Annotated in this window: 24 protein-coding genes; 9 read left to right on the top strand and 15 right to left on the bottom strand. The window is 54.1% G+C overall.

From position 1 onward, the window contains the following. Nucleotides 1–241: 241 nt before the first annotated feature. The 10 genes from ACF8PE_RS12765 to ACF8PE_RS12720 all read right to left on the bottom strand — a co-directional run bounded on the left by ACF8PE_RS12765 (nt 242) and on the right by ACF8PE_RS12720 (nt 4,499). Nucleotides 242–514 carry a hypothetical protein gene (locus ACF8PE_RS12765; protein ID WP_139564998.1) on the bottom strand — a complete coding sequence of 91 codons (273 nt, stop codon included), beginning with the start codon at nt 512–514 and terminating at the stop codon, nt 242–244. After that, complete coding sequence (locus ACF8PE_RS12760; RefSeq protein ID WP_392494954.1) at nt 511–1,053, bottom strand: glycoside hydrolase family 108 protein; 543 nt, start codon at nt 1,051–1,053, stop codon at nt 511–513. The genes ACF8PE_RS12765 and ACF8PE_RS12760 overlap by 4 nt, the downstream gene beginning before the upstream one ends. Beyond that, nucleotides 1,050–1,331 (bottom strand): phage holin family protein, encoded by a 282-nt coding sequence (locus ACF8PE_RS12755; RefSeq protein ID WP_072778333.1) that lies wholly within the window; start codon nt 1,329–1,331, stop codon nt 1,050–1,052. The genes ACF8PE_RS12760 and ACF8PE_RS12755 overlap by 4 nt, the downstream gene beginning before the upstream one ends. Next, complete coding sequence (locus tag ACF8PE_RS12750; RefSeq protein ID WP_061353777.1) at nt 1,328–1,726, bottom strand: putative holin; 399 nt, start codon at nt 1,724–1,726, stop codon at nt 1,328–1,330. Before ACF8PE_RS12750 ends, ACF8PE_RS12755 begins: the two co-directional genes overlap by 4 nt. Nucleotides 1,727–1,989: 263 nt before the next feature. Beyond that, a complete protein-coding gene (locus ACF8PE_RS12745) occupies nt 1,990–2,679 on the bottom strand; it encodes a bacteriophage antitermination protein Q (protein WP_392494953.1) in 690 nt (229 codons plus the stop codon). Then, on the bottom strand, nt 2,676–2,816 hold the full coding sequence (locus ACF8PE_RS12740) for a YlcG family protein (protein ID WP_057107415.1): 141 nt from the start codon (nt 2,814–2,816) through the stop codon (nt 2,676–2,678). Before ACF8PE_RS12740 ends, ACF8PE_RS12745 begins: the two co-directional genes overlap by 4 nt. After that, nucleotides 2,813–3,418: a recombination protein NinG gene (locus ACF8PE_RS12735; protein WP_392494952.1), complete on the bottom strand. Its 606-nt coding sequence runs from the start codon at nt 3,416–3,418 to the stop codon at nt 2,813–2,815. Before ACF8PE_RS12735 ends, ACF8PE_RS12740 begins: the two co-directional genes overlap by 4 nt. Nucleotides 3,419–3,420: 2 nt before the next feature. Then, entirely contained in the window at nt 3,421–3,621 is a 201-nt protein-coding gene (locus ACF8PE_RS12730) for a hypothetical protein (protein WP_392494951.1), read from the bottom strand. Nucleotides 3,622–3,625: 4 nt separating this feature from the next. Further along, nucleotides 3,626–4,225 carry a DUF1367 family protein gene (locus ACF8PE_RS12725; RefSeq protein WP_392494950.1) on the bottom strand — a complete coding sequence of 200 codons (600 nt, stop codon included), beginning with the start codon at nt 4,223–4,225 and terminating at the stop codon, nt 3,626–3,628. Between the two features lie 34 nt (nt 4,226–4,259). Continuing rightward, on the bottom strand, nt 4,260–4,499 hold the full coding sequence (locus ACF8PE_RS12720; protein WP_392494949.1) for a hypothetical protein: 240 nt from the start codon (nt 4,497–4,499) through the stop codon (nt 4,260–4,262). A 693-nt stretch (nt 4,500–5,192) separates the two neighbouring features. On the opposite strand from ACF8PE_RS12720, the gene ACF8PE_RS12715 reads away from it, so the two are divergent. Continuing rightward, nucleotides 5,193–5,678 (top strand): hypothetical protein, encoded by a 486-nt coding sequence (locus ACF8PE_RS12715; RefSeq protein WP_392494948.1) that lies wholly within the window; start codon nt 5,193–5,195, stop codon nt 5,676–5,678. A gap of 44 nt (nt 5,679–5,722) precedes the next feature. Here ACF8PE_RS12715 and ACF8PE_RS12710 read toward each other — a convergent pair whose 3' ends face one another. The 5 genes from ACF8PE_RS12710 to ACF8PE_RS12690 form a co-directional block, all read right to left on the bottom strand. Beyond that, nucleotides 5,723–7,606 (bottom strand): DNA cytosine methyltransferase, encoded by a 1,884-nt coding sequence (locus ACF8PE_RS12710; protein ID WP_392494947.1) that lies wholly within the window; start codon nt 7,604–7,606, stop codon nt 5,723–5,725. Further along, nucleotides 7,603–7,860 (bottom strand): hypothetical protein, encoded by a 258-nt coding sequence (locus ACF8PE_RS12705; protein WP_392494946.1) that lies wholly within the window; start codon nt 7,858–7,860, stop codon nt 7,603–7,605. The genes ACF8PE_RS12710 and ACF8PE_RS12705 overlap by 4 nt, the downstream gene beginning before the upstream one ends. Beyond that, nucleotides 7,860–8,849: a replication protein gene (locus tag ACF8PE_RS12700; RefSeq protein ID WP_392495028.1), complete on the bottom strand. Its 990-nt coding sequence runs from the start codon at nt 8,847–8,849 to the stop codon at nt 7,860–7,862. The genes ACF8PE_RS12705 and ACF8PE_RS12700 overlap by 1 nt, the downstream gene beginning before the upstream one ends. Before the next feature lie 81 nt (nt 8,850–8,930). Continuing rightward, complete coding sequence (locus ACF8PE_RS12695; RefSeq protein ID WP_392494945.1) at nt 8,931–9,500, bottom strand: toxin YdaT family protein; 570 nt, start codon at nt 9,498–9,500, stop codon at nt 8,931–8,933. An 11-nt stretch (nt 9,501–9,511) separates the two neighbouring features. Then, a complete protein-coding gene (locus ACF8PE_RS12690) occupies nt 9,512–9,721 on the bottom strand; it encodes a YdaS family helix-turn-helix protein (protein ID WP_000145712.1) in 210 nt (69 codons plus the stop codon). A 13-nt stretch (nt 9,722–9,734) separates the two neighbouring features. On the opposite strand from ACF8PE_RS12690, the gene ACF8PE_RS12685 reads away from it, so the two are divergent. From ACF8PE_RS12685 to ACF8PE_RS12650, 8 genes are all read left to right on the top strand, one after another. Continuing rightward, entirely contained in the window at nt 9,735–10,202 is a 468-nt protein-coding gene (locus ACF8PE_RS12685; RefSeq protein ID WP_392494944.1) for a helix-turn-helix domain-containing protein, read from the top strand. 151 nt (nt 10,203–10,353) lie between these two features. Then, the gene (locus ACF8PE_RS12680; RefSeq protein WP_233210484.1) at nt 10,354–10,533 is read left to right on the top strand and encodes a hypothetical protein; all 180 of its coding nucleotides are present in this window, start codon (nt 10,354–10,356) and stop codon (nt 10,531–10,533) included. After that, entirely contained in the window at nt 10,496–11,335 is an 840-nt protein-coding gene (locus ACF8PE_RS12675; RefSeq protein WP_233210485.1) for a hypothetical protein, read from the top strand. The genes ACF8PE_RS12680 and ACF8PE_RS12675 overlap by 38 nt, the downstream gene beginning before the upstream one ends. 363 nt (nt 11,336–11,698) lie before the next feature. After that, nucleotides 11,699–11,905: a hypothetical protein gene (locus ACF8PE_RS12670; RefSeq protein WP_230986986.1), complete on the top strand. Its 207-nt coding sequence runs from the start codon at nt 11,699–11,701 to the stop codon at nt 11,903–11,905. Then, complete coding sequence (locus tag ACF8PE_RS12665) at nt 11,905–12,102, top strand: DUF1482 family protein (protein ID WP_392494943.1); 198 nt, start codon at nt 11,905–11,907, stop codon at nt 12,100–12,102. The genes ACF8PE_RS12670 and ACF8PE_RS12665 overlap by 1 nt, the downstream gene beginning before the upstream one ends. Before the next feature lie 9 nt (nt 12,103–12,111). Further along, nucleotides 12,112–12,267, top strand: a complete 156-nt coding sequence (locus tag ACF8PE_RS12660) for a YdaE family protein (RefSeq protein ID WP_392494942.1) — start codon at nt 12,112–12,114, stop codon at nt 12,265–12,267. A gap of 87 nt (nt 12,268–12,354) precedes the next feature. After that, the gene (locus ACF8PE_RS12655) at nt 12,355–12,642 is read left to right on the top strand and encodes a DNA breaking-rejoining protein (RefSeq protein ID WP_392494941.1); all 288 of its coding nucleotides are present in this window, start codon (nt 12,355–12,357) and stop codon (nt 12,640–12,642) included. Nucleotides 12,643–12,770: 128 nt separating this feature from the next. Then, complete coding sequence (locus tag ACF8PE_RS12650; RefSeq protein WP_392494940.1) at nt 12,771–15,716, top strand: RecE family exodeoxyribonuclease; 2,946 nt, start codon at nt 12,771–12,773, stop codon at nt 15,714–15,716. Nucleotides 15,717–15,718: the final 2 nt, after the last annotated feature.

Genomic DNA, 15,718 nt, shown 5'->3' with positions numbered 1-15,718 from the left:
CAGATACGCTGTATATTTCCGCCTAATAAAAATCACTCTCTCAAAGTGGTGGCGCTCATCTGGTTTTTTCAGTTAGTGAAATCACCGCTATTGCGAGGCCCGGTATTCATTCGGCTGGCAGTTCACCTGCCACGACTTGTTATGCACCAGTACGTCTTTCTTCGTCTGGCGATCCATCACTTCGATGTCATGCTCTGTGAGGCGGATGACGTTGACCCAATCACAGCCGGTGTCGGTAACCTCAACCTTTGCGGGTCCAGTTTGCGCGCAGCTCACGATCGACATCGTCATCAGGCATATGGTTAACAGTCTGCTGAACATTGACGGCCTCCCTAGTTACTTCTACGCGGCGTTCTGCGGCTGCTTTGGTAGCTTCGGCGTTCTCGTCGGCACGTTTCTTTTCTGCCTCTGCTTCGGCCGTTTCTCGCCCACGCATACCGCCAATACCAAATGCGGCCAGAACCAGCATGATGGCGAGCCCGATTCCTGCCAGGATGGCTTTCAGTTTGGTCATAGGCTGACTCGCTCCCGGATCCAGCCATACACGAATGACTCATTAGCCGGACGCTGCTCTGCCAGCTCGAGGTATCGCTGGCCCTGGCTGCAGTTCAATGCGCGGAGCAATACGGTTTCCCCTTCACTACCGCGTTTCGCCAGGAAGGATTTCAGCGCACTGATGCTGCGCGGGCCAATCTGGCCGTCGGCGATCAGATCGGGATAGAACTGCTGCTGGTTGTTGAATACGTTCAGCCAGCGCTGGAACCACTTTACCTGTACCGATGGCCCCATGTTCACGCCGGTATCGCAGAGCTCGGCGGCGATAACTGGTGATACAGCTGCCACCTGATCGAAGCGTGGACCATACCAGTAATCAGCCTCGAGGATTTCCAGAGCCTGCTCGCGGGTCAGGTTGCGCATATCACCGGAATAACCATGAGCGCGGGCCGTCGCCTGGGTAATGCCCCAGTTCGTCGGGCCGCCTTTGTCATCCGGGTGATTTACGTAGCCGCCCTCTTTGCCGAGGATGGCATTGAAGATGTCGTCTTTGGTCATTGCCCGGCCTTCTGAAAAACTTTGGCGAGATTACCTCGGGAGCGCCACACCGCGACGCATATGGCGACGTTGAGCATCAGCTCTCCCGGATCGACCTGCAGATATTTGCCGTAGAGAATGCGGAATGAAGTAAATCCAGCCGCCAGAATCATCAGGTACGCCATCCATGCAACAGCTGGACGGTGTCGCTTTCCACTCTTACTGAAGAACATCAGCCGGACGGCTATCAGCGCGCAGATAATGGCGTTTACATCAAGAACGATGGTTTGCCATGTCATTTACCTTCCTCCTCCAGTCCCGGCATTTTCCCCCGCTTTGATTTGGCGAGGATGCGAAGCAGGACTGCGACAGAGATGGAAGCGGAAACCAGCGCGCCAATGTTCGGGGATACCTCGATGCTTACCGGAGGCTGCAACAGGCCAAGGGCGGTGTTAATCACCCCGGCCAGTATCTTCGCCATCGGTACCGAGAAGAACACCCCACCAACAAAGCTGATGACGGCGAACAGGAACTGCTTCCACAGTTGGTGTGGATCGGATGTCAGAACGTACATTGCTGCACCAGCCAGCGCGCACAGCATTACGCCGGGCGTTGCCTCGGGGAACAGAGATGCGAACGTCACTCCGATAGTTGCGGACGTGACACCGCCAGCAATGGTTAGAGGTTCAGACATAGGTAGTCCATGTGTAGAGGTGGGGCTCTCGGGATGAATTAACGACAAAACGAGTTGATGATGATCCCCGGAGCCCTGAATAAAAAAGGCGGGTTCTGGTCCGCCAATCGATGGGTGCTGCGTTGCGCTATGCGCTTATAGTCCCAGGTAGGGTATTCCAGATACGAAAAAGCCCAAGGGGTTAACCTCGGGCTCTTTTGTGTGATTCGGTCGACAACCAAAGCTATGGCGACGATATCAGATTTAGTCGAAATATACGTCAATTAGTTCATTTCTGCAATACTTGGTTGATAATTAGATGCCTTTTGTTGTGAACGTGATCGCGAAACTTGCTTCAGTGAGTCAGTATCTAAGCGGCAAAACAGCCCTGTCATCTTTTCCCAATGCTCGACATAGTTCTGAGACCAATTGGTTTTGTTCACACCCACCAGCGCGGCCAGATCCCCATACTGATAATGGTCACGCCCGGCCAATACCTCCTTCACGTCCTGCGCCGCCAGCCAGATTAAGGTCTTCAGCCTGTCCATGGTCTTGCCGGCCACTTTCCTAGTGCCCAGTTGCGCCCTGAACTCGGCCCAGGCCCATTGGGTGATCGCCACCTGGTTCTCCCAGCGCGTGTTTTCGCTGTAGTTCCAGAGCAGCCACGCCTTCTGGTGCTCTTCAAGCGACAGGACCGCCCGGCGCCACGATGCTGTGGAGTATTCGACCGGCTGAACCAGAGGAATGTGCGAGCCTTTCGCGTGTGACTGTTTGCCGGGGATCGGTGGGTTATCAACCGGTACCCATTTCTCGCTTTCTTCGTCCCAAACTTTGGGCTTCTTCCGCTTAAAGGTCTTCGTGTCGAACTGGGCGTTCTCCAGCCAGGCCATCAACTGCCCTTTCGTCGCCCCGCTCAGATCTGCAGTCGCAACGATGAGCTGCTGACGTACAAATTCCAGGTCTTGAGTGATCATGCTGCAGCTCCTGCAATCTGGTAGATGCGAATAAAGTTACGAAGGATGCGATAGTCCACCAGCACCGTACCCGGGCGGCGATAAATGCGGAGGCGCAGCCAGCGCATGCGAAGCGATTCGATCAGTTCTGGTTTCATGCGGCCACCTGCTGCTTAAGTTCTTTGAGTTTTGCGCGGTACTCATCGCGGATCCGGATGTAGTCGTCGCGCTTCCATTTCGGTAATTCGTGCGGGCCCATCAGGAAATCAAAGCGGGCCTGGCCGATTTTGGCGATCAGCGCCGGACGGTAGGCCGTCAGGTTGCCCGATAGATGGTTATTGCAGGCTGAGCATTGCTTATGACAGTTGTCTTCGTTGAAGCGCAGTTCTGGATTGGCGCCAGTCGTGCGGAAGTGGCCGGCGTGGTATTGCCCGTCATGGTAGTGGCCGCAACTGATGCATGGCTGATGCCGATCCCGGTACCGGATGAACTCGTTGAAGGACTGCTGTGCCTGGTCGCGGAAGTAACTTAACGGCTTCACTGCCTGGCGACGCTCGGCCTGCCGCGCACGCTGCTCCTTCTCCTCTTCGCGCTGGCGCTTCTTCTCAGCACGCAGAGCCTCGGCCCGGTTCTTCGCGGTCTGCGCTTTGGCAACGGCGGTGGCGCATTCGTAGCAGCAGACCACCTGGCCGTCACGAGCCGGGTGGAACCACTCACGGCAGCTCTGGTTTGCGCATTTACGGCGGGGTTTCTTAGCCATGCTCACCCCCAGACCTTTTGCCGGAACGTACGCGGCGTGGGCTCGAGGTACTTCACCTCCTGCCGCTCTACGCTGACGGTCCATGTTTGGTAGCCAGGGTTGAGGCTGCGCGTTACGGCTACGCCGCGGCGCTGGTACAGCCGCTGAAGTTCATCGGCCTGCTCGGTTGTGCATTCGGTGTAGTGGAACCATGATTTAGCCATCTGGTCAGCCCCCGAAGCTCAGCAGCTGCGCAGCGGCGTTCTCAGCCTCGCGCTGATCCCTGAATGCCCTGGACAATATCCATCGCCACAGAACATCGAGCGCGGCTCTGTAGAGCTGCTGAAACTCGGTCTCGTCCATGTTGGCGAAGGCGATGCTACGGGGATGTTTCCGGAGGGTTCCATCAGGCAGCTGGATGGTGTCATAGTGCCCAGATTCGATGGTTACCCAAGCGCGGTAGGCGTCGAACGATTTGCACAGGCTGATGCCGTTGGTGACGCGGCGGTTTCCCACCTGCTCGAGATACTGCTCAGCAGCATCCAGCAGCGCGGTTTCACTCCCGCCAAACGATGCCAGGAACTTCGCATAGCCGGTCACCAGCTTGCGTTCGTTGGAGGAGATAGCGCCGCCGGTTGGCTCCCAGTATTCGAAGCCGAGATTCAGCAGAGCAAAGAAGCGACGATGGAAGGCCGGATTACGGACCTGTTTGAAGTCGGCCACCAGCACAGCGCCGAGCTTGATTTTTGATTGCAGTAATTCACTGGTCTCCGGCGATGCGGGGATCAGGGTTCCTGCAGAATTCTTGATGAGTTGTAACTGCGCCATGGTGTTCTCCGTGGCGCATCAGGTCAACGGGTGTTCAGTCCGTTGATATCATAATATCAGAGGGTTGATTGACGTGGTAGCCGAGGCGGCGAAGAAAACGGGTTCCGGACGTAAGATTAAAAATCCCTTCATCCTCCAGCAGCGGGCGGCACGAAACCATGCCATTCCTAGTGTAGACGAGACATCGGCTTTCAAACGGCATAGAACCAATAAGCTTGCCGTCTGAACGCCTGATAATGTCGTACCAGTCACCCTGCTCCTGCTTTTCTTTCACATCGACCTCCTCACTTTGCTATCACCAAATACCCTCTCCCGGCGGGGAGAACTCCACTCCACAGAGCCAAAATAACAAATGGCGCAAATTTCCTAATAGGTTCGCCGGAAGAAAAATTCATTTTTTTCTGTAGCACTTAAACCATACAACAAAATACTGTATATATAAACAGTAATTATCCGTTTGGCTTAAGTATGCCCGTGAACCCCATGTATACGCAAGCGCATTCATCTGTTTGATTTGAAGGAATTTTTGCGTCACTTCCATGTAAAAATTGCCCCTTATTTTTAACACCTGCGCGGGGCAGAAACTGCTGGAGTAAATATTTGATTAGAAAACCTTCAGCAGCGTGAAACCGTATGCGGGCGGGACTCTTACGGTATATAGCGACGCTGACACTCCATGTCAGGTTGATAATTTGTTGCCGCCCACGGTTAATATCTGATCAATTTCATTGATCAATATCGTGATATCGATCGGTATTATCGATCAGGTGAAGAAATGCCGCGGTTAAACGGCATTCAGGGTACGCATCAAGCGGCCTATTCCTTCCCAGCACAGAGCTTCAGCAGGTTTGCCTTCGCCAACACCTTAGTGAACGGCGATAGCATGCATTGCCATATACTACTGATTTTGGGAAGATGAAGCTGAAAAGCTCGGTGGGTTCATGCAAATTAACGTGAGGATATCTTCATGGGTTTCTGGGGCAAGGGTAATAATCCATTTTTTAACCACGACTTCGATGCCGCGCAAAGGGATAGAGAAGCACACAGAGCAAGCGAGACTGCTCATAAAGAAAAACTCGCTCACGAGCTTGATTCACAGACCCAGCGTTTGGATGCGGATGCCGCTCTTTCGAAACTGAGGATTCAAAAAAATGCGATGCAAGCAAAGTATGAAGGCCAGCTCAAAAAATACGAAGCCGATAATTTGGAAATGCGTAAGGCTTTTTTCAAGCTTTGCTTAAGATCAAACGTTCTTACAACCTCACTGGATGAACTATTCAACAAACATCCGGATATGAAAGAACCTATTTTAGATATAATTCAGTCCAAAAGAGATGAACGTAACACCGATGAATATAAGAGCAAATGGTGGGACTGGGTGCGCACAGCGGATATTAAAAGCGATATGGAGTATTTGGAGTTTCCTTACGAAAAACGGGAAACAAAAAAATAATCTGATTACTCATATAATCCCCTCAGTATTGAGGGGATTATAGGTCAGGCTGCAATTTTTTTTGACTGACATAGCTCCGGCAAATTAGCACGCACCAGCGCTTCAGCGAACGGCGGCGGCACGGCGTTACCGCAGCGGGCAACCTGTTTATCCTTCGCGTACTTCACGCCCCGGAAGTCCTGGTCGATGATATACCACTCAGGGAAACCCTGGGCGCGGTACAGCTCTGCGGGCTGCAGCATACGCATGCCGATATCAACGATACGGTAAACAACGCCGTCAACCGTCACCAGACCGTCAGCATCTGCCCCGCAATACTCATGCAGGAACGCCAGCGCCTGCGCCGCGCGCTGCTGATCATATCCCTCAGTCGCTAATGTGGTTTCGACGTTGCCAACGTGTAGACCTCCAGCAGTAAGACCAGGCGCTGGTGCGTCAACCACCCTCCCGTCCCGGCAGGTTCCGCGCAGCATCACCAGGTGCGATGTGACCAGGCCATGATGATCGGTGGTGGTGACCGTGTGGGCTGGCTCATCCAGCGCTACACCAGCGCCCTGGTAGTTCCCGCCGAAGTGCTTGACCAGATTCGCCGCCACCAGCCCGAACTTGCCGCCACCAGCGACGACCGTTCCCAGCGGCTTATGCAGGCCGGGCACGCGCGGTTCCTGCCCCGGGCGTTCGCCGTAACCCATCTGAATCAGGGTTGTGGACACCAACTGCGATTTCCCACCACCACCGGCGGTGATCGTGGCGCTTGGCTCGTCTGCGCGGTGCCCGATGCTGGCACCGAACTGCCGGGCGATCAGCGGGGCCAGCTCCGCCTCAACGATACCCAGCGCATGCCCATTTCCGCCAGGGCGCACTGACGTGCCAGCTGTCACCGTTGGCACCGGTTCGGAAACCGGCTGCCCGGTCGCTCCGGTGCGGAACTTAGTCAGGTGCGGTACCGCAATCGCATAGCCGTGCGTTTTGGTGATGGTCTGCAGCGGCTCCGCCAGCGCCTGCCCGCGAAAGCAGTCGTATTTCCCTTCCTTCGTGGTGTGGTTGCACTTCACGATAAACGGCGAGGCGCTATCAATCACGAAGCGCTGGATGCCGCGCGCGATGCGCTTAAGCGTGTTCTCTGCCAGCGGCTTTTTGCGGTCGAAGATGGACTGTCCCGGAATAGACCAGTCGATACATTCCGCCGCGGTGCGCCATGGGGCCAGCTTGCCGCTCTGCACTGCTGGCGTTTTTGGGTCACCGTGGGTCGGATCCGGCCAGGTCACTGGCACGCCATCGCAGCGCATTACCATGAAGAATCGCTTCCGGATGGTCGGCGCGCCAAAATCGCAAGCTCGCAGCTCACGGTGATCAACGGCATAACCCAGCCCGGTCACCAGCTGATGCGCCTGCACGCCGTCGGCGTCAATATCCAGAAACTCGCAGCACTCCAACAGCGCCGGATGCCCGGCGGGGATACCTCCAGATAGCATGCCGCAGAACGCTTCGAAGGTTTCGCCAGCGCGTTCCGGGTCCGGTCGCTGCCCGCCGTCTGCCGATTCGATAAGCGGCCCCCACGTTTTGAACTCTTCCACGTTCTCCAGCATCATCACGCGCGGTCGAACCGCCAGCGCCCAACGAATGACGATCCACGCCAGACCGCGAATTTCTTTCTCCACCGGTTTTGAGCCTTTGGCCTTTGAAAAGTGGCGGCAGTCCGGCGAGAACCACGCCAGCCCCACCGGGCGGCCAGCAGTCGCCACGAGGGGATTTACATCAAAAACCGATTCGCAGTAGTGCAGCGTGTCCGGATGGTTCGTGGTGTGCATCGCCACAGCGTTCTCGTCGTGGTTGATGGCAATGTCCACGCTGCGGCCGGTCGCCAGCTCAATCCCCGTACTCGCCCCGCCGCCGCCTGCAAAGTTATCAACGATGATTTCTCTCACGCGTATTCTCCCATTGCGCAGGCCAGTGATCGGGCCGCGGTAACGATGGCCGGCACCGGCATATTCTCCAGCCACATGCGGTTGATGTGATGCTTCAGGCGGCGCTGGTCATGCGCCGGGAGATCCGCGGCGTTTTCGACTTGGCCGTAGACCATGCCCACTTCGGCTGGCCATACGGTTTCGGTCACGTCCACCAGCATCAGGCTTTCAAGCTCGCTCAGGCGCTTACAGGCGTATTGCAGTAACGGGTCCACTATTTAGCCCCCCTGAAACCCGATGGAATAGTCTTATCAGGCTTGGAAATGTGATTAACATCCCGCCCCGCATTGCGGCTGTTCAGCCCGAATTTTGGCTTGAACAGTCCCTGGTACCCGTTGGCGATACTGGCGTTAATTACGGCTACCGGATCGTGACCTTCGTCCAGACACTGCTTCAGCAGGCTGAACGCCTTGGTGACGGTCAGTTCGGTTTTGATGGCTTTGCCAGACTGCTTGCGATAAGCAACCCACTCACTCCAGGACGACGCATCCAGCCATTCAGGAACCGGGATACTCAGCGGGTCAAACTTCACCTTCCCCCCTGGGGGATTAGAGGGGGTTAGATCTGTATTTATATTTGTCTTTGGAAGAATGTCTTTGGTGTTCCCTGTTTTCAGGGATACCTCTCCCTGTTTTTGGGGATGGTTATCCCTGTTTTCAGGGATGGTTGAGGGGGTAAAACTGCTATCCCTGTTTTCGGGGGTGGTTATCCCTTTTTTCAGGGATGATTCTCCCTGTTTTTGGGGATGGTTATTTCCGCTTTCGGGGAGGGTAATAACCCATGAGACAACTTCAGCAGCAGGGAAAGCCGCTGGACACTTCATGCAATTCGGCTTGGCGTAAGCCCATTTATCCAGGTTGGTGTTGATCCCTATGTATCTGGTTTGCCCAATCCGGCGCAGGATGATGATGTTCCGGTAAGCCAGGCTCAGCACAGCTTCAGAGACATGCTTCACCTTCAGCGTCGTTTTGTCTGCGATGAGGCTATTGGCGATCCGGTCTGATTTCTTCGACCAGCCATACGTCAGGCGAACGATAGCGTTCAGCACACGGAATTCACGTCCTGATAACTCGACGATACACAGGGCATCCTGAATCTGGTTAGCTAAACGCAAATAGCCGTTCTCCAGTTCAGCCATGCGGCTCTCCTGTTTTCCCTGCTGCGCGGGGAATTTGATAACTTCAGCGGTATTTGACATACTGATCTCCGCAATTACCTACCGTTTTTGCACCTGAAAGCCGTTGGTGTTCGCGCACCGCGGCTTTCGCCTTTTTAGAAACTGTCATCACATCACACCCGGAACCATCGCGGCCAGGCTCGCCAGAACTGGGCCGAGGGAATCAGTCGGCAGAAAGCGCAGTAAAGCTTCTGCGGCTTCCCGGACCTCTTTCTCCAGTCGCTGGATTGGCTGACCCAGTAACTTCGCCTGCTGCGCTTCGCCACACTCTTTGATGGCATCTGCGATCAGCTCTTCGTTCGTTTTGCCCATCACCAGGCCGAACTTTCGCGCTACTGCTTCGTTATCGCGAGCCATCACCGCCACGATCGCCGGAGTCAGCATCTCCAGGTACTTGTCATACTTCGGCCCGGTGTTGTTAATCATCCGGAAGAAGTTAACTTTGGTGCCGTGCACCGAACCGGCCAGCAACAGGCCACGACCACCACTGGCAAACCACTCTTTCGCAACCAGCTGCGAGATGTAGTTTTGCGCATCGCCGGGCGTTGCCCTGTTCCAGGCTTTGACGGCCTCCCGGATGTTCGAGAGTCTGCACGATTTGCGCGGAAGCTCTTGATATTTCGATATCACCAGCCCTGGGGGCGGGTTGCTATCATGGTTATAAATTCGTGTTTGCATTGTCAGTGCTCCTACTTGGGTAAACCATCAGTGGGATTCGGGTAGAGATCAGGGCGCAATTCGTGGGGAGTTACGCCTGTAGCCTCGAACACTGGCAGCACTCGTTCGGCAGGAATGCCTTTGCGGCGCCAGAGCGAAACGGCCATTTTTGAAACGCCGATCAAAGCGCCAAGCGCGCTGGCTGAGCCAGATCGTAGAATTGCATTTTCAATACCAGTCATAGGACCTCCTTAAGTGAGCAAAGTAAAGCACCAATTTACCATTGAGTCAATACACGCCTGCCTACCAACTGGTAAAGCTATTGTTTACAATCCCTATATGAATAAAAAAGATCCTAACCAGAGCCTTATCTCCAGGCTGATTGAATTGAATGGTAAAGGCTTCTCAAAAACAGAGATGGCCAAGGTTGCCAATGTCAGCAAGCAAGCGGTGACCGGATGGTTCAGAACCGGTAAAATCAGTAAAGAATCAGCCCTGGCTGTTGCAGACGCAGCTGGCGTGTCGGTGCCCTGGCTACTCGGAGAGGATGTTGGCGAAAAAGACGGCCTTAAGCCTGACGAACAGCGCCTGCTGGAGCTTTACCGCCAGTTGCCGGAAGAAGAGCAACAGAACATGCTCCGCATCTTCGCGATCCGCCTGAAGGAACTGGACGAGCTGTATGAGAAGTACATGAAGGGGCGGATTAGGTCGCAAGGGGATTAAGGTGTTCTGGTCGGCGCATAGCTGGTAGTGGCCTGACGAGACGCTTGGGTGAAGGAGTGCTTTATGGAACTCCTGTTTGGTGGGTAGGAAGTTGCTTTAGCAACGTAAAGAGAACATAATTTAAGCTGCCAGTTCTCTTTGGGGGTTCATCATGCTCAAAAAATTATTTAAACAAGCCAAGCCCAGCGTGCCTAACGAGGTCGAGGATGAACTTGTTCAACTTTTTGATGAGATAGATGAAAAGCAACGGAAAATTGCTGAAAAAAAAGAAAGAGCAAAAGAGGAATGGCAAAATGGAGCAAGAGCAACAAAGCACCGATTCACTATATGATTTTCTTTATGTCGATAATCAACGCGCATCTTCCCTTCTTGCTCAGATGCATGGCCCAGGTGTCGTAACCTCCATTAAGCATATAACGGCAGAAATTGATAAATCTATGTCCGACGCGGGGTTTGACTTAAGGATTGTCAAGGCCAAAACCGGCGTTGAAGAAACCATAAACCAAACTCAAGAAAAAAGTTTTGATGCATCCTGGACTCTCCCAATCAACCTTCTTGATAAACTTGATGAAAACGGGCTGATAAGAAAAGACCTCAATGGAGAGCGCCTAGGGAGCACTGTTTTGTGTAAGGGTAGAATGAGAATTTTTGACATCTCAGTTCTCCAAAAAAGCGTTCCATTTATCGCAAAGATGATGGAAATGGAACAGCCAAAGCTGCCGCCGAAAGCCAAAAAATCCAATTTTAATGTTGAAGAACAATTCATTGCCCCTGGTGTAACATTTGGAATGATGAAAGAGGTTTTAAATATCGTTCCAAACACTTTGCAGGTTGATTTCATTAACGAAGCTGGCCAAACAATTTGGATGACCATAAATCGTGACTACTTGACGATTAATCCAGATGATATGGTTTTGAAATATGGTTCGAGTCTGCCAGGCGAGTGGTATGTGATTGGTTTCATTGACGCACTTCCCGAAGCGGAAGAAGATGAAATAGATACTTTATCTTTTGAGCCAAATTCAATGAAAGACGGCATTCACGGGATGCTGTCCGGTATAAGAGGATTAGCCGGACGGAGTAGTAATTCATATGGTATGACACCACTTGTTATTTTCAGGAATATTAGATAAAAAACCCGGCCACCGCGCCGGGTTTTTTGTACCCACAACCACCAGCTCTACCTTAATCCTCCACCTCGAACTCCCCGATCCCGGCCTTTGCGTCGGGATTTTTTTTGCCTTCAATCACGTAATTTCACTCTCCAAATCACACCAGTAAAGCAATGCTGTACTTTTTACAACTTCAATGCTTGACCATTTAGTAAAGTGGTGATTTACTAGTATCACCAAGACGCACCACGAACCACCCAGGCATGGAGCCCACGAAGTAGCCGCCGACGGCATACGAATAGTCGGATGAGGTGGAGTGATTAACGCGCATCAGGTTAAAGAAACGTTCCGCTAGCCTGGCGACAAGGGCAAAAGGGGATTGAGATGAAAGCTAACCCAGCAGTACCCAACAGCGGTTGTGCCGTTCCTATGCGCAACCAGCGTACCGGCGCAGCATGGCTGGTCTCTTTTAACTACATCGAAGGCACCTACTGGCATGAACCGCAGGGCAACCTGCGTCACATTCGCCGCCCGTACGCCTCCCGCAGTCTGGAGCCGCATCTGGTTCCCGCCGGAACGGGGATGCATTGATGGGGACTTTATTCGCGCTCGTCCTGTCCATCGGCATGACTAATGGTGAATTCCAGGATGTGGTTCTCGATGTCTATGACAGTCAGCAGCAATGCGAGCAGGCCGCCATTGACCAGAAGGTTTCGGGGGATTGCTACCCGGTAGAACAGATCGTCCGCAGCGAAGAAGTACCAGCGGAAACCACCGTTAAGTTCTGAGGAGTGATTATGCAGATCGAATGCGGTTATTGCGGCAAACCCGTTGAAGGCGAGCCGGTAAAAAGCGAGCTGATATTCCTCCAGGGAAATCGGCTGGCGCGGAAAGAAAAAGAGTACTGCTCCAAGCGTTGTGTCGAGCACGACCAGATGGCCCACGAAGCCTAATTAAATTATCTGAAATATCGCACCAAACGAAACGCCCTTTATTTTGGCAGGGATTCTTACAACCTAAATTCAGGAAACCGGAAAATTATGAAAGTTATTACCGTTAATTTAAATATCAAGGCAATTAACAAAGAGATCGCGCTGTTCAACTGCGATGAAAAATTCTCTGGCGTTATCCATTCCACCTCAAACGGCGCAACCACTGTCGTCCTTGATGGCGGTTACATCCTCGGCGAGTTCGACTGCCCGCACTGCGCCGTAACTGAGCTTTCCCTTCTTTCAGCCAACATCACCACTGGTGATAAAGCGGGGCTTGGCGACTATCGCAGTTACAAGCTCGAATTCGCGGAGCGTATTTTCAAGACCATCCATTAAGCGAAAGCCCACACAAGGTGGGCCTCCCCGTCCGGTACCACCGACCAAAGCGAACCGGACTTTAGCTAAATAACCTCAGGCGGTTTGAATAGCCGCTTGGGATATTACATCCAAAATGAGGATCTGACATGGAATTTTTCTACCTGGTTAAGGCCACTCAGAAATCCGGAAAGCAAGATGCAGTGATTTGGTTCACTGCCAAATCCGAAGCGCGCGCCGCCCTGACGCTCGATGTCGCGCTGGAAGATGCATGCATCGAAACCGGTCGTGGTAAGGACTACGGCAAACCTATTCGTACTGACATGCCAGTTGTTGACGATCTGCCTGAAGAAGGTGTCGTCTGCTTCGAGTTCTGTAAACGCTACGCTCTGGCCGATGACCAGCGCACCTGGAACGTGATCCCCGGTGCCGCACATCAGGGTGAAACTCCCCTCCCTCCGGTGGCCACCAGCGATGCGTATCTGCCTGTCGCGCCGACAGCTACCGTTAATACGGCGGATGAACCGGACTACTGGTATGAGAATGGACTAAGGGTCCTCAAATGCGGTGATGAATCCACTCGTTACGCGGTTTGCAAGCTGCCATTCCGTCAGCAGTTGCTGGCTCAACTGACGGTGGACGAGCTGCGCCACCATGTCACCCGCGGCGAACATGCGGAACTGCATGCGATGGAGTGTGATACTGACAATAGCTATGTCCAGACCCTTCTGCTTGCTGCTGAAAGCTGTGCAGAGCTGAAGGCTCTTGACACCAAAGCTCTGTGGAGCTACACCGACGCGATCCGGAAAGTATTCAGCCAGGAAAAACGTCACGAGCTGGCTCTGGTTCTTCGCTTCACCAGAATGTGGGTGGCTACTGAAGACTGTGACCACGAAACCCTGACCAGTGAATGGGCTGCCGGCCATCGCACTGAAGCTGTCTGTATTTCCAAAGACCAGCAATCAGAAGAGCCACAACCTTCCGAACCGTACAAGCGCGCGGTGCCGCAGAACATGGCGAACCTGAGCATAGAGCTTGCGATCGCCCTGCTGTACCCGGATGCCGTACCCGGCAAAATTAACCGTGCTCAGCTTATGGCGGCCAAAGAGCTGGCTGACAAAAAAGATGAGGCCCACGCCAGAGCGCTTAAGGTGCTCGGTAAAACCTCTGACATTACCGATTACAACGCTGACAGTATTTTTGGTATTGCCCGTGCGCTCCCCTGGAGTGAAGAGATAACGACGGTCGAACTGCGTAAGCAGGTTCGTGAATGGTTCACCGCGAACGGCATCTATGAAAATGGCGAGCGCTCAAAAGGCTATCCGGAGTGGGATGAAGATCCTCGCGCAGGTCGTCAGCCCAAAGTGGAAGAAACAACCAGCGAAGAAGTTAGCCACCAGCTGGCGGCTGACCGCGGCGAATTTGTAGAAGGCATCAGCGACCCAGAAGATCCGAAGTGGGTTAAAGAAAACCTGGCCGCGTCCACCCAGCCGCAGGTCGCGAATCTCGGCGGCGGCATGTTCTCCATCGAAGGCCTGATGAACGAAAACCAACCACAAACAGATGACCGTTCATCGGTTACAGAGGAGACCACCAGCGATGTGCAGATGGAAACGACTGACCCGGCGGAAGGAGAAAGTGTTGACGCGGTTCCGCCAGGCGAAAGCACTGATGCAGCTGATCCGCAAACAGTTGCCCTAAACCCGGTTGAGATTCTGGCCGCCGCGGCGCCGGAGCTGGCGAACACTACGCAGCCGGAAGTAACCACCGAAGCGCCGGAGGAAACCGCCAGCACGCCGGAATACCCAGCATATTTCGAACCGGGCCGCTATGAGGGCCTGCCGAATAACGTGTATCACGCAGCAAACGGGATCAGCAGCACCCAGGTGAAGGATGCCCGTGTGAGCCTGATGTACTTCAACGCGCGCCACGTTGCCAAGACCATCCCGCGCGAAGGCTCCAAAGTGCTGGATATGGGTAACCTGGTACATGCGCTGGCGCTGCAGCCGGAAAACCTTGATGAAGAGTTCAGCGTGGAACCGGTGATCCCGGAAGGGGCCTTTACCACCGCGGCAACCCTGCGCGCCTTTATCGACGAACACAACGCCAGCCTGCCAGCACTGCTGAGCGCTGACGATATCAAAGCGCTGCTGGAAGAGCACAACGCTACCCTGCCCGCGCAGGTGCCGATGGGCGGCAGCCTGGAAGAAACAGCGCAGAGCTATATGACGCTGCCAGCTGAGTTTCAGCGTATCGAGGCAGACCAGAAGCAGACCGCTGCCGCGATGAAGGCCTGCATCAAAGAGTACAACGCCACCTTGCCCGCGCTGGTGAAAACCAGCGGCAGCCGTGACGCGCTACTGGAGCAGCTAGCGATCATCAATCCTGACCTGGTGGCGCAGGAAGTGCAGAAACCGGCACCGCTGAAAGTGTCCGGCACCAAAGCGGAGATGATCCAGGCGGTTAAGTCCGTTAAGCCGGATGCCGTGTTTGCTGACGAACTGATGGATGCGTGGCGTGAGAATCCTGACAACAAAATCCTGGTCACCCACCAGCAGATGGAAACGGCGCTGGCCATTCAGAAAGCGCTGCATGAGCATCCGACCGCCGGGAAACTGCTGCTGCACCCTGATCGCGCTGTCGAGACGAGCTATTTCGGTATCGACGAAGAGACCGGGCTGGAAATCCGCGTACGCCCGGATCTGGAAATCGACATCGAGGCGGTGCGCGTGGGCGCTGACCTGAAAACCATCAGCATGTGGAACGTGAAGCAGTCCGGCCTGCGTGCTCGCCTCCACCGGGAAATCATCGACCGCGATTATCACCTCAGCGCGGCCATGTACATGCAGACCGCTGCACTGGACCAGTTCTTCTGGATTTTCGTCAACAAAGACGAGGGTTACCACTGGATCGCCATCGTCGAAGCCAGCGAGGAGTTGATTGAGCTGGGGATGCTCGAGTATCGCCAGACGATGAACCGCATCGCTAACGCATTCGACACTGGCGAGTGGCCAGCGCCGATCACCGAAGACTACACCGACGAACTGAACGACTTCGACCTGCGCCGCCTTGAAGCGCTGCGTACTCAGGCATAAGG

It is taken from the genome of Leclercia sp. GLN_9, assembly GCF_043105735.1.
Lineage (GTDB): Bacteria > Pseudomonadota > Gammaproteobacteria > Enterobacterales > Enterobacteriaceae > Enterobacter > Enterobacter adecarboxylatus.
Note: the sequence above shows the minus strand (reverse complement) of the source record. Positions and strands in the feature narration are given on the sequence as shown.

Excerpts from the sequence above, each read along its gene's own strand:
- ACF8PE_RS12650 (WP_392494940.1), top strand. The coding sequence starts at position 12,771 with ATGGAATTTTTCTACCTGGTTAAGGCCACTCAGAAATCCGGAAAGCAA.
- ACF8PE_RS12670 (WP_230986986.1), top strand. The coding sequence starts at position 11,699 with ATGAAAGCTAACCCAGCAGTACCCAACAGCGGTTGTGCCGTTCCTATG.
- ACF8PE_RS12690 (WP_000145712.1), bottom strand. The coding sequence starts at position 9,721 with ATGACTGGTATTGAAAATGCAATTCTACGATCTGGCTCAGCCAGCGCG.
- ACF8PE_RS12675 (WP_233210485.1), top strand. The coding sequence starts at position 10,496 with ATGGAGCAAGAGCAACAAAGCACCGATTCACTATATGATTTTCTTTAT.
- ACF8PE_RS12660 (WP_392494942.1), top strand. The coding sequence starts at position 12,112 with ATGCAGATCGAATGCGGTTATTGCGGCAAACCCGTTGAAGGCGAGCCG.
- ACF8PE_RS12765 (WP_139564998.1), bottom strand. The coding sequence starts at position 514 with ATGACCAAACTGAAAGCCATCCTGGCAGGAATCGGGCTCGCCATCATG.
- ACF8PE_RS12725 (WP_392494950.1), bottom strand. The coding sequence starts at position 4,225 with ATGGCGCAGTTACAACTCATCAAGAATTCTGCAGGAACCCTGATCCCC.
- ACF8PE_RS12730 (WP_392494951.1), bottom strand. The coding sequence starts at position 3,621 with ATGGCTAAATCATGGTTCCACTACACCGAATGCACAACCGAGCAGGCC.
- ACF8PE_RS12680 (WP_233210484.1), top strand. The coding sequence starts at position 10,354 with ATGCTCAAAAAATTATTTAAACAAGCCAAGCCCAGCGTGCCTAACGAG.
- ACF8PE_RS12665 (WP_392494943.1), top strand. The coding sequence starts at position 11,905 with ATGGGGACTTTATTCGCGCTCGTCCTGTCCATCGGCATGACTAATGGT.
- ACF8PE_RS12695 (WP_392494945.1), bottom strand. The coding sequence starts at position 9,500 with ATGCAAACACGAATTTATAACCATGATAGCAACCCGCCCCCAGGGCTG.
- ACF8PE_RS12755 (WP_072778333.1), bottom strand. The coding sequence starts at position 1,331 with ATGACATGGCAAACCATCGTTCTTGATGTAAACGCCATTATCTGCGCG.
- ACF8PE_RS12715 (WP_392494948.1), top strand. The coding sequence starts at position 5,193 with ATGGGTTTCTGGGGCAAGGGTAATAATCCATTTTTTAACCACGACTTC.
- ACF8PE_RS12655 (WP_392494941.1), top strand. The coding sequence starts at position 12,355 with ATGAAAGTTATTACCGTTAATTTAAATATCAAGGCAATTAACAAAGAG.
- ACF8PE_RS12760 (WP_392494954.1), bottom strand. The coding sequence starts at position 1,053 with ATGACCAAAGACGACATCTTCAATGCCATCCTCGGCAAAGAGGGCGGC.
- ACF8PE_RS12745 (WP_392494953.1), bottom strand. The coding sequence starts at position 2,679 with ATGATCACTCAAGACCTGGAATTTGTACGTCAGCAGCTCATCGTTGCG.
- ACF8PE_RS12750 (WP_061353777.1), bottom strand. The coding sequence starts at position 1,726 with ATGTCTGAACCTCTAACCATTGCTGGCGGTGTCACGTCCGCAACTATC.
- ACF8PE_RS12740 (WP_057107415.1), bottom strand. The coding sequence starts at position 2,816 with ATGAAACCAGAACTGATCGAATCGCTTCGCATGCGCTGGCTGCGCCTC.
- ACF8PE_RS12735 (WP_392494952.1), bottom strand. The coding sequence starts at position 3,418 with ATGGCTAAGAAACCCCGCCGTAAATGCGCAAACCAGAGCTGCCGTGAG.